Consider the following 12,542-nt stretch of genomic DNA (forward strand, 5'->3'; position numbering starts at 1 on the left):
GGAGTCGCACGCAATACAGTCAAGGCGTTAACCCCGCACTAAATGGACTTTCACCCGTTGGAACGGTAAATTTTTTGACCTATATTCACCATTCAAGTGACACACAGCACCTCCTCGCAAGTGGGGGTTCAGTGCTTCTATGAAAATAAAGTGCTAATTTCGGGGTTTAAGCTGTGTTTGGAAGTTTTGTGAAGAAATCACCACCTTCGCCAAGCCGCCAATCATTGGGCAACATATAAAGAAAGCCCGCCGCACAATCAGCACATTTGGTTTTTGGCGACACGAAAACCAACCCTGATAAAACCAAAAAAGCATTTTCTTTACCAACGCTCTGAAAAATTCAAGACCGAAGAAATGGATAATAAACAATATGGCGACCTGCTACTCAACCAGACCAAAGACCTCATTTGGATGGTTGACACCAACTTAATTCTAAAGCAAGCCAACCCTGCATACATCAAGGTGATTGAACAAGTATCAGAGCTTAAGGATATCATAGAAAAGCCGGTATTGGTAGAAGGGTTTGGAGATAAAAAACAACTTGAAAAGTGGAGAGATTTTTATATCAGAGCCCTGAGCGGTGAGTATTTTGAAGTTGAGGAGCATTTTTATAATCCCAATACCGACCAGATACATTACAATCAAATCACTTTTACGCCTATTAATAAGGCAGATACAGGAGTTTCGCTGGTAGCATGTCTTTCTAGGGACATTACCAGAATAGTAAGGGAAAAATCCGAAGCGAATCAATTAATGGATGCCTCTTTGGATGTATTTTGTACGCTGAATGAGATGGGTTTTTTTGTGTTTACGAATGCGGCCACAAAAAACCAATGGGGTTTTACCCCCGAAGAGTTAAAGGGGCAATTATTCTGGGAGCACGTGGTAGAAGAAGATGCAACGCTCACACAAGAAGCATTTCAATCCATCATCAGTGGTCAAATGAACACCTTTTCAAACCGGTATTACAAGAAAGACGGTTCGGTGGCTTTCAATTTATGGTCGGCCCGGTGGGACAGTAAATCACAGATGATGTATTGTGTGGGCAAGGACATTCGGGAAAAAATAGAGCAGGAGGCTATCATCTTCCGAAATAAAGCAAGGTTTAAGGCTCTGGTACAGGAAGGGTCTGATATGATCGCGATTCTTGACTCGTCGGGCAAATACACGTATGTAAGCCCTACAAGCACCACGGTGCTGGGCATTACCCCTGAAGCGTTTATGGGCAAAAACGCATTCGAGTTCATCCATCCAGATGATCTGGAAAAGACAAAGGTATGCTTGCAGAATATTGCCAATCAACCAAAAGTAATTATTGAGCCTTACCGCTTTAAGGACTATAGAGGGCAATGGAGATGGCTGGAAACTGTGTTAACCAATATGCTTGACAACCCTGCCGTAAACGGTTTTGTGGCTAATTCAAGAGACATTACAGACAAAATGGAAGAAGCGCATAAGCTGAAACTATTTGAAAAGGTAATCAACAGTACTTCAGATGCTATTATTATAGCTGATGCTGAACCCATAGAAGAACCCGGTCCTTCCATAATTTTCGTCAATAAGGCTTTCACGGAAATGACTGGCTATACGATGGACGAAGTGATTGGCAAAAACCCCAGAATGCTCCAAGGGCCTGATTCCAGCCGGGAAGACTTGATAAGACTAAAGGAAAAGCTAAAACAATGGGAATCTGCAGAAGCCACACTTTATAATTATAAAAAATCAGGCAAAGGTTTTTGGATAAACCTGGCGGTAAGCCCAGTAGCTGATCATAAGGGATGGTTTACGCATTGGATTTCGATCCAAAGAGATGTTACAGAACAAAAAAATAAAGAGATTGAGAAAGAGTTGCTCAGTCAAATCAGTCTTAACTTTAGCGAGGAGGAAGAACTTACATCTGCTGCAAGACGACTGTGCCAAAACCTTTACGATTTTGGGAAATTTGAACTAATCGAGCTATGGTGCCCTAATTGGGAACAAACGGAATTAAAATTGGTTGGGCATTTTACCACCAATAATGCATTTTATGAATCAGCTGAGGTGCGTCCCTTTTCTAAGCATACAGGATTGCAAGGCAAGGTTTGGCAAAGTGGAAAACAGCTTTTGTGGGATGAGAAGGAAATCCAGAAAAATTTTCTCAGAAAAACAGCTGCCTCAAAACTTAAACTCAAATCGGTACTCGGAGTGCCACTCATATTTCAAAACGAATTGAATGGAGTGCTTCTTATTGGTTCCAAACAGGAACCCAATCACCTGGATAAATACCGTAAGATTATTGGTAAACTGGAAGAATTTATTGGCTCGGAAATCAACAGGAAAAGGCTTGAAACAAATCTGAGTCATATTTACAATACTATTCCAGATATCCTTTGTATGCTCAATTATAAAGGCCAATTTCTGAAAATAAACAAAGCAGGCTGCAATTTGCTTGGCTATACTGAAGAAGAATTATTATATCACGGGTTTGATGAGTTTTGCCATGCCAACGATCAGCAAGCATTCACTAAGGCTATCAAACAATTAGATAAGGCTAGTAATCTTTTCAAAATAGAAGTACGGCTGACAACCAAAAATGGCGAAAATGTATGGTTGAGCTGGAATTGTAGTATAGATGCAGCAAACGGATTGATTTATGCCTCTGCCATTAATATTACCGAGAGTAAAAAATTAAGAGAGCTCAACAGGCAGGCCAATACGCTGGCAAGAATTGGCTCATGGGAAGTGGGCCTAGAGCAATCAAAAGTGTATTGGTCTGAAATGGTGCACAAACTGCATGAAACAGACCCAAACACCTATGTTCCCGATCTGAGCTCAGGTATCAATTTCTTCAGGGAAGATTTCCGTGAGCTTGTTTCAAATAGTATTGACAACTCCATTGCTACCGGTGCTGGTTTTGATTTTGAGGCAGTAATCGTCACCCAAAAGCGTAAGGAAATCTGGGTACGATCGATCGGGGAAGTAGAAATGATCAACGGTGTATCCAAAAGAATTTTCGGAAGCTTACAGGACATTACGGATAGGAAGGAGTCCGAGCTCCGTTTTCAATCTTTTGCCGACAATCTGCCGGGGGTTGCTTTTCAATATTATCTGTATCCCGATGGCTCTGAAGCCTTGCGGTATATGACGCGTGGAGCCAAAAAAATATATGGGTTTAGTGCCGAGGTAGTTATGCAAGATCCAAGCCTCATTTGGAATCAGATACAATTGGGAGGCGATCTGCAGGCTGTTAAAGACAGCATTGCCGATGCAATAGAAAGTAAATCACTTTGGTCTGCCCAGTGGCACTACCTCATGCCTAAAAATGAGCTACGCATTCATTATGGTTACGGACTTCCTCAGTTTCTGGCAGATGGAACCGTTTTATTCAATTCCCTGGTGTTGGATATCACGGATGAGAGTAAAAACGAAGAACTTCTGCAGCAGGCTACTAAGCTGGCTAAAGTTGGGAGCTGGGAGTTAGATTTACTCAACCAAGATGGAGAGAAAATGTATTGGTCCCCCATGGTAAAAAGTATATTGGAAGTAGAGGAAACTTATGAACCAAGCCTCACGGGAGGAATAGAATTTTATGTTGGGGAAAGCAAGGGCATCATTCAAAGCGCTTTGGAAATGCTCATTTCTGAGGGAAAAGAATTTGACCTGGAGTTGCCGATACAAACTCAAAAAGGAAATTTGAAATGGATCAGTGCAATTGGAAAGTGTCAACAGGTGAACGGAAAGGTCATAAAGATATATGGTAGTTTTCAGGATATACATAGTTCCAAATCTTTAGAGATCAAATTACAGGAAATTCTCGGAAGTATTTCCGATGCGTTCTATGCAGTTGATTCGAGTTGGCGGTTCACCTATTTCAATAAGGAAGCAGAACGATTGCTCAACCGTCAACAGTCAGAAGTAATTGGAGAAATTATCTGGGAAGTTTTCCCTCATGCCGAGGGTACAGATTTGGAATTGTTATACAATAAGGTGGTCAACACAAACACATCTGAAATATTCGAATACTTTTTCCCGGGAGACCAATGCTGGTATGAGGTAAATGCTTATCCTTCTGCTCACGGTGGGGTTTCCGTATATTTCAAAAACATCAATGAGCGAAAACAGGCTGCCGCAACCCTTGCTAAGGCCTACAAGGAAAAAAATGAAATACTGGAAAGTATTGGCGATGGCTTCTTCTCGGTAAACCAGGATTGGGAAATTACCTACTGGAATATACACGCCGAAAACCTGATGGAAAAAAAACGTGAAGAAGTAATTGGAGCAAATCTATGGGAAGTGTATCCTGATGCTGTAAAAATGGAGGCTTACAAAAAGAATCAGTATGCCATGGCTAATCGGCAAAGCACATTTTATGAGGAGTACTATCCGCATATTAATTTGTGGTTCGCACTATCAGTTTACCCCTCAGAAAATGGACTTTCCATTTTCTTCAAAGATATCACGCTAAAGAAAACAGCAGATATTCGATTACTGGAAGCCAATGAACGGTTTGAAATTATAGCTCAAGCTACCAATGATGCAATCTGGGACTGGAATATTATGCAAAACACCATCTTTTTCGGAGAAGGTTATAAAAAGCTATTTGGCTATGAGCTGGAAAATAATTTATCCACGGTAGATTCCTGGATTGCCCATATTCATCCTGGAGATGTGGAACGGATCGAATCAAGTATCAATGCTGTTTTAAAAAACAAAGAAATAACCCACTGGGGAGATGAATACCGCTATTTGAAATCAGATGGTGATTTTGCTTTCATATATGACAAAGGAATGATCATCAGAAACAAAGAAGGGCAAGCTATTCGAATGCTTGGAGCCATGTCTGATTTTACCCAATTAAAGAAACAGGAGGCTGAGCTTTTGGAAATCAACCAGTCCTTGGAAAATTATTCAAAAGAATTGGAGCGTTCAAACGAAGAACTGGAACAATTTGCCTTTATCACATCCCACGATCTACAAGAACCCCTGCGGATGATTTCCAGTTTTATGGATCAGCTGAAAAGGAAATACAGCCATCAGTTGGATGAAAAAGCATTACAATATATCCATTTTGCTACGGATGGTGCCAAACGAATGAAACAGATTATTCTGGACTTGTTGCTATATTCGAGAGCCAATACGCCATCCGAGCAACTGGAGGAAGTAAATCTCAATGAAATTGTATCTGAATACACTCAATTGAGAAGAAAACTGATCGCTGAGAAAAATGCTTCTATCACATTTGACAGACTTCCCGTGTTGGAAACGTACAGAGCCCCAATAACCCAAATACTCCACTGCTTAGTTGATAATTCATTAAGATATGTAAAGGAAAACACGGCCCCCCGCATAAAAATTCACGCTAAGGAAAAGGCAACGGCATGGGAGTTTGCAGTAGAAGATAATGGAATCGGCATTGACCGCATTTTCCATGAAAAAATCTTTGTTATTTTCCAAAGACTACACAACAGAACACAACATGATGGAAATGGAATCGGCTTATCCATTGCTAAGCGAAGTGTCGAGTTTTTGGGTGGTGAGATTTGGCTTGAATCCACTGTAGGGGAAGGCTCTACTTTTTACTTTACAATCGCAAAAAACAAACAAAATAGACTATGAATACAAAAAGTTTGAAATTAGCACATATCCTTTTGGTAGAAGACAACGAAGGTGATATCCTGCTCACCCTTGATGCGTTTGAGGAAAGCAAAATGGAGACTCAGGTTAGTGTAGCCAGAAATGGCCAGGAAGCACTGGACTTTCTTCATCAACGGAACGAGTATTTTAATGCTCAACGGCCAGATTTGATTTTATTGGATATCAATATTCCGATTTTCAATGGGTTTGAAGTGTTGGAACAGATTAAGGGTGATGAAAAACTTAAAAAGATCCCGGTCATCATACTAACCACATCATCCAACCACAAAGACATTCAAAAGGCATACGAGAACTATTGCAACAGTTATATACAGAAACCTTTGGAAATGGAAGATTTCATCAAAGCGATACTGAAAATAGAAGAGTTTTGGCTACAACTATCCATATTATCTTGATGGCCTCAAAGCCCCGAATGTGATGAATAGTAAAACCTATCATTATTGTTTGTAGAGGATAATGACGGTGATTGTGTACTAATTGAAGATTTCCTGATTGAAGCATATAAGTTCGTTCAAATTAGTAAGTGTGAGACATTCGATGATTTCAAAAAAACCCTGGATAATCAACCCAATATCGACTTTGATCTCGAGGTCTGCCTAAGCCACAGCGCATACGGTCTCACGCCAACTCCTAAAGTTTTTGGGATACGGGTCTCCTCGAATTAAGCTTGGGGCAGGCTGTATATGGCCGATTCACTGGATATTAGGTTACCCCGCCCGGATGACCCAGTCGGACGGGATTTGAGGTAGTAGGATAGCATTGATTCATATCTATTTTTCTTATGCAAGAAGATCTTATTATATTAATAAGGATTGGGCTTAAGTAAAAGAATTAAAAAGCAAATCGATACATTAGATTTTATTAAACAGAACGTATTCCTTGAAATCAGTTCAAATCAAGGGGTTTTGTATTCTTTAGTCTAAACTCTAGTACACACAAGGTTGACTAAAAAAAGACCAACTTAATCGACTGTCAAAGTTTCAGAAGTTTTTATAATTACATTTCGCAAACGCTCTTCATTCTCATCGCCCCAATTTCCCAAAGTGGAAATCACAGGAATTAATGTTGACCCAAAATCGGTTAGAGAATACTCTACTTTTGGTGGAACAACGGGGTAAATGACTTTTGAAACCAATTCGTGTTCTTCTAATTCTTTCAACTGAATGTTTAATACCCGTCTTGATGCATCAGGAATCTTACGTTGTAATTCGCTTGGCCGTTTGTGGCCTTCATTGATAAACCATAGCAAGCGAATTTTCCACTTACCATAAAGTACTTCGCCAATCAGGTCAAGACCACAATTTAGGTTCAATGGTATTTTTCTATTTTTCATAGAACAAATTTAGTTCTATGTTCCAAATTGTACAATAGGGGAATTTTTTAACCCTATGCAATTCGATTTTCCGTACTTGTGCAAATCGTTTGTATATCTGAATTTTGCCCTTAAATAATAGTACAAATGGAAGAATTTAATTTCAACAACGAATTATTGGGCAAAATAGCCTTGGTAACAGGAGGTACAAAAGGTGCAGGAAAAGCAATTGCATATAGACTTTTACAAGCAGGAGCAACTGTAATTATTATCGCAAGAAATGCACCAGTAACTAAAAACCAAAATCTACATTTTATTTCAGCTGATTTAAGCAAAGCTGAAGGAACAAAAAAAGTAGTAATGGAAGTTTTGGAGACATATGGAAAATTAGACATATTGATAAATAATTTGGGTGGTTCAGAAACACCAGGAGGCGGTTTTGCGGTATTAACCGATGCAGATTGGGAACACTCAATTCAAACCAATTTGCTTGCACCTGTTCGGTTGGACCGTGGATTTTTACCCCAAATGGTAGAAAGAAAAAGTGGTATCATCATTCATATAGCTTCCATTCAAGCAAGATTACCTTTATTCGACAGCACTTTACCGTATGCATCTGCAAAAGCTGGTTTATTGAATTACAGCAAAAGTTTATCAAATGAGGTTTCGCCAAAAGGCATTCGTGTATTGACTGTTTCGCCTGGTTGGATAAATACTACCTCGTCAAAAGCAATGATGGAGCGAATAGCCGAAACTACAAATATATCCAATGAACAAGCAACTCAGAGTGTAATGGACAGTTTAGGTGGGATACCTTTTGGGCGACCAGCACAACCTGAAGAAATTGCAGAATTGATAGGTTTTTTGGTGTCGCCTAGAGCCAATTATTTAACAGGGACAGAATTCGTAATCGACGGCGGGACAATACCAACTCTATAATCATCTTAAAAAATCAAAAACATGAACTTACCAAAAGTAATCACTGATTTAACAAATGCACAAAACAATTTTGATAGCATATCTTACACGGATTGTTTTTCAGAAACGGCTGTTGTTATAGACGAAGGCATAACATACAATGGAAAAAAAGAAATCAAAAGTTGGATTGAAAAGGCCAATCAGGAATTCCAAGTAACTATGAAACCGCTTAAATATTCTGTGTCAGAAAAAATACTGAAAGCCGAAGTTTCTGGCAATTTTCCAGGAAGCCCAATTGTTTTGTCCTATCACTTAGAAATAAATGAGGGACTTATCCAATCATTGAAAATTACTGGCTGACAAAAAGGTACAGCCTGTATCAGTTAGCCACTAAAAGAAAGTCCTTGTAAAAAACGCCCTGATTGATGTGAAAATCTATCAGGGCATTTTATGGATATTGAATCTATTTAGTGGCTGCTGTTTTCGCCGAGGAGAACCGTGTCTACCTCTAGCTTATTGATGACATGTGTGCCGAGCCGTACATCTGTGGGTGAAGGTTTTGATAGGTGGAATATAGCGATATTACTTTTTTTCTTGATCAAAAAAATAACCAGCCCCGAAAGCATTCGAAACAAGAATTCCAAATCCTTCCATGCAACAGGTCATCGTCGGCTCTTGCGAAATTCGTTCCCGCCAGCATTAAGTAGTTTTTAGTAGAAGAGAATGGATCAAAAAGTTGTTTCATCACCATCAATTTTTTGAAAGCAACACTCAATCGCACCATACTTGAATTGAAATATTCTGTACGGGTATCAAAAAAGTTAGGATTGGTGAGATTGTTCATTTAAATAACAGTGTAGATTTTTGCTTAAATAAGGTTGATTTAAGTTTACTAGAAGGTATGATCTCACGTTGGAAGATTTAGAAGACATGAACTGGACAATAACCTATCCTTAAAATCTCCTTTTCCAAAAAAGCAGTTTAGTTAATAGAGCATTTAGCAATTAAGGTAAATACATTGACAAAAGAGATACAAAAACCAACCCTGCTGTTATGGCTGTCTTGATGGGGCTAACAGGAGGTAATCCATCTGGCTTTAGAGTGGATGGAGGTATGGCTGCAAGGATGGCGAATACACGTTATGAAACAGGTGGCCTTGCAGGTATTTTAAGCAAAAAAGAAAACAATGGAGACACTCCTCCCTACTACCTGAATTACCTATGAAATAAAAATAAAAAAGTCTATTGGACTTGATGAAATACTAAATTATTAGCTGTTTTAAGTTTTTTGAGAAAGTTTGATTTATATTGATATGGATGTTTCGTCCCATATTAAGAAACTAGATATCTCTTTAGTTTTTCTTTGGTTTTTAAGAATCATCATGATCCCTGGTCTGCATATAAATTGTTGGAAAAATGAGAATCCAAATAATCTTAGTTTTTACATCCCTCCTTTTTGGGTGTAAAGGTGAGGTTCGGCAAGAACTAATTGTCTTGAATAAGTCAAGTTATAACATTTTTTATTGCGTACATAAAGACTCGATCCCTGAAATGTCAAAGATTAAGGAAATCAGACCATGGTCAGAAGACGAAATAAAGAGCCATCATAGAAATCTAAAATTCGATACAAAAAGGGATTCCATAGAAAATGCAAAGAGCTTGAGGACAACTTATTTGATCAAAAAGGATAGTCAAAAAGTGGTTTTTTCATCAAGGGCAGTGGGGTTATTTCTTGACAAAGAAAGTATCCAAGAGCAGATAAGAAATGAATTTGCTGGCTGCCTATATGTTTCTGTAATTGCCGAAGATGACTTAATAAAATACTCTGATGTAGAGATCATAAAAAATGGTCTTCTTAAGCCATTTTTTTCTTTAGAAATTTAAAAGATTTAATTGAAAATAATCCAATAATTGACGAAGAGAAAATTAACGAAATAGAAAACATAATTGAACCAAACGAAGTGAAAATATTTGGGTACTAAACAGAATGCTAGCTGGTAACAGGCGTTTGGCTCAATGGCGGGTGACGTGGTTAATTGAACATATTACCTCGCATCAACATTAGTGGTGTGTTGACAGTTTAGTGCTCCGAAATCACCACCTTCGATTAACTGCAAACCATAACTGTAATTTTGTCAACTCATATCATAAATTCATGAAAAAAGAACTAGCCGATATTCTTTCAGTATTCAATCAAGTAATAAAAGATTTATCTGAACTTGAGGCTGCTGATGATTTAGTTTATTACACTTGCCAAATCACAGGGAATAATTCAACTTTAAATTCATTTACTTTATTAGTTGCAAAGATTCAAGAAAATGATAATGATAAAAAAATGCTCGTAGCTGAAATGAGCAAACAATTATCAATTTTCATGTATTCATATGCAAAGCGAAGACTCTCTTTTTTTTATCCAAATCCGTCTGCTGAAACTCAGGAAGAATTTTATAATCAACCAATTCAAATTATAAATAAAATTTTACAATTCGGCTTAAGAAATGGCAGAACACCAATCCCTGATAACAATCCAATTTATAATGCGTTTGGAATAAGTCACCAATTTCCTGAATTGAAGGAGGATTTTAAAAATTGCCTGTTGCTTTTATATAGAAATATTATTTTACAAAATGTATTTATCCCAATACATGATATTTCATTACTTCCTATTATTGCCAAATCTAAAAATGGTAAATACGATACAGAAAAACTATTCAAAAATATTTATGTTATTGAAAGCGAAAGTGGAATGAAGCAAGGAACTGCATTTCATATTATGGATATTGGAATAATCACTTGTGATCACTGTATAAGAGATGGGAATTCAAATGAAATATTAGAAGATATAAAAATATATAGAGGCGATAATTTCGCACAAAAATTTCCGTGCCATGTAACAAAAAGCAATAAAGATATTGACTTAGCTTTATTAAAAATTCCTGAAGAACTGAAAGGTGAATTTGGATTAGAAATAGGCTCAAGTGTACATCTTGAACAATTGCAGAAAATCAATGTCGCTGGATTTCCAAATTATAACTTTGGTGATAATGGTGTTTTTTCTCCAGGCATTATCGTTGGATTTAGAACTTATTCGGGAATAAGACATTTGCTAGTAAATTCGCCATTAATATCTGGAAATAGCGGCGGACCAGTTTTTGACGAAAACAGCAAAGTAATTGGCATTGCTGTAACTGGCGCAGACAAAATGTCAAAAGCTCATGAAACTGAAAAGCACGGAGTAATCCCAATTGAAGCTCTTTCTGAAATTCAAAACTACTGCTAACATTTAGCCCAAAGAAAAGCCCTTGATACCGATCCCTATAGGTAAGCCCTGATTGATGTGAAAATATATCAGAGCCGCTGATAGGTATCAGGTGCTAGTGGGTGCTGTGTTAGCCAGTGGGGTATGGACTGACATTTTATTAATTTGCTATGAAGTTAATCAAATTCAAAAAAATCAAATTCAATTAAAATCGTGTAGGTATCTTCTGCCTCAAGAAAGAACTGCGACTTTAAATATATTAAAAGTTTGAAACTGAAAGGAATTTCATATGTGATTTCATTCGGTTCAGAATTGGCAAGACATTTTAAATGAGCAGATCCGGTAATTGAAAGAAATATATCTTTAGTGGATGTAATTTCATCAAAAGATGCTTTAATGACTTGAGTTGGAATTAATGAATCTTCTCCAATTTTCTTCATTAAAATATTTTTGTTTTCTTTGTCAATACGTCTTAATAGTACTTCATTTAAGTTGTCTAATTTTATTTTTGGAGGGGTTACTTCACTTGGTGTAACCAGTATGATTTTAGCAGTTGGAAAATAATTTTTATAAAGTTTAAGTTGCTCAAGTAAAGCTTTTTTGTCTTTTTTAATAAAGTCTCTATTTGCTTTTACTTCAAAAATTATTTCCTCTTTTGTATTAGGATTATAAGCATAAGCATCTAAAAAAAGTACTCTTTCATCAATTTTTTCTCTTTTATTTTCAAAAAACTCAAATCCATTTTTTTCATATTCTTCACGGATTTTCGCTAATTCCAATGCTTCGAGTCGATAACCAATTTGGTTAATTTTTTTTTTCATATTAATCTTACATTTTTTGATTTATATTCTGATAAAGCTATATAGAGTAATCTATCCTTAGGTTGTGGGTGATCATAAATAAAGTTTATTAGATCCTCTAGATCTTGATCATCCATATTTGAAACATCAAATTCAAGTCGATCTGGTGTGGAATTGAAATGTATTTTCAAAGTTTCAAGATATTTTATGATGTAGTCATTATTGTATGCTTGTCCTTGAAGTGCATCCCAAAGAGGTTTGCTGATATTATCAGCATCGAATCTGTCACGTATTTTATGAATATAAAAAACCTTAGCTTCCAAAGGTGTGTTGAGTAGGATGTTTAAAGGCATCTTGTTTAATGGATATTTCTTATTGTATGCACCTACAAGTTCACTCCTTAAAATTTTAAGCTTAGCCTTTGGTCTATCATTTTGTGAAAGAGGCCTTACATCTATTGCTACAAATGAAAAATGTTTCATTACGATTCTATAAATTTTGAATTTTAATTATTATGTATATCCGCAATTACACCAGTAGCCAAATAAATATAAAGTGACAGCTAGTGACAATTGCTATTTGTAACCATTCAATCTATATAAATTGGGTCAAAATAAACG

At 37.0% G+C, this 12,542-nt stretch carries 10 protein-coding genes; 7 read left to right on the plus strand and 3 right to left on the minus strand.

The window, feature by feature from the left end; all coding sequences use genetic code 11:
- Positions 1-354 precede the first annotated feature (354 nt).
- Complete coding sequence (locus MM236_RS01920; RefSeq protein ID WP_241273240.1) at positions 355-5,595, plus strand: PAS domain S-box protein; 5,241 nt, start codon at positions 355-357, stop codon at positions 5,593-5,595.
- Entirely contained in the window at positions 5,592-6,029 is a 438-nt protein-coding gene (locus MM236_RS01925; RefSeq protein WP_241273241.1) for a response regulator, read from the plus strand. The genes MM236_RS01920 and MM236_RS01925 overlap by 4 nt, the downstream gene beginning before the upstream one ends.
- Positions 6,030-6,595: 566 nt before the next feature.
- Here MM236_RS01925 and MM236_RS01930 read toward each other — a convergent pair.
- Entirely contained in the window at positions 6,596-6,967 is a 372-nt protein-coding gene (locus MM236_RS01930; RefSeq protein WP_241273242.1) for a winged helix-turn-helix transcriptional regulator, read from the minus strand.
- A 126-nt stretch (positions 6,968-7,093) separates the two neighbouring features.
- Between MM236_RS01930 and MM236_RS01935 the strand changes: the two genes are divergently transcribed.
- The 5 genes from MM236_RS01935 to MM236_RS01955 all read left to right on the plus strand — a co-directional run bounded on the left by MM236_RS01935 (position 7,094) and on the right by MM236_RS01955 (position 11,143).
- Positions 7,094-7,885 carry an SDR family oxidoreductase gene (locus MM236_RS01935; RefSeq protein ID WP_241273243.1) on the plus strand — a complete coding sequence of 264 codons (792 nt, stop codon included), beginning with the start codon at positions 7,094-7,096 and terminating at the stop codon, positions 7,883-7,885.
- A 21-nt stretch (positions 7,886-7,906) separates the two neighbouring features.
- On the plus strand, positions 7,907-8,224 hold the full coding sequence (locus tag MM236_RS01940) for a nuclear transport factor 2 family protein (RefSeq protein WP_241273244.1): 318 nt from the start codon (positions 7,907-7,909) through the stop codon (positions 8,222-8,224).
- Positions 8,225-8,917: 693 nt separating this feature from the next.
- Positions 8,918-9,088: a hypothetical protein gene (locus MM236_RS01945; protein ID WP_241273245.1), complete on the plus strand. Its 171-nt coding sequence runs from the start codon at positions 8,918-8,920 to the stop codon at positions 9,086-9,088.
- 326 nt (positions 9,089-9,414) lie between these two features.
- The gene (locus MM236_RS01950) at positions 9,415-9,747 is read left to right on the plus strand and encodes a hypothetical protein (RefSeq protein ID WP_241273246.1); all 333 of its coding nucleotides are present in this window, start codon (positions 9,415-9,417) and stop codon (positions 9,745-9,747) included.
- 271 nt (positions 9,748-10,018) lie between these two features.
- Positions 10,019-11,143: a S1 family peptidase gene (locus tag MM236_RS01955; protein WP_241273247.1), complete on the plus strand. Its 1,125-nt coding sequence runs from the start codon at positions 10,019-10,021 to the stop codon at positions 11,141-11,143.
- 155 nt (positions 11,144-11,298) lie between these two features.
- Here MM236_RS01955 and MM236_RS01960 read toward each other — a convergent pair whose 3' ends face one another.
- Complete coding sequence (locus tag MM236_RS01960; RefSeq protein ID WP_241273248.1) at positions 11,299-11,943, minus strand: hypothetical protein; 645 nt, start codon at positions 11,941-11,943, stop codon at positions 11,299-11,301.
- Positions 11,940-12,404 carry a RusA family crossover junction endodeoxyribonuclease gene (locus tag MM236_RS01965; RefSeq protein WP_241273249.1) on the minus strand — a complete coding sequence of 155 codons (465 nt, stop codon included), beginning with the start codon at positions 12,402-12,404 and terminating at the stop codon, positions 11,940-11,942. Before MM236_RS01965 ends, MM236_RS01960 begins: the two co-directional genes overlap by 4 nt.
- Positions 12,405-12,542 lie beyond the last annotated feature (138 nt).

The sequence above is a fragment of the Belliella calami genome (assembly GCF_022549695.1).
Classification (GTDB): Bacteria; Bacteroidota; Bacteroidia; order Cytophagales; family Cyclobacteriaceae; genus Belliella; species Belliella calami.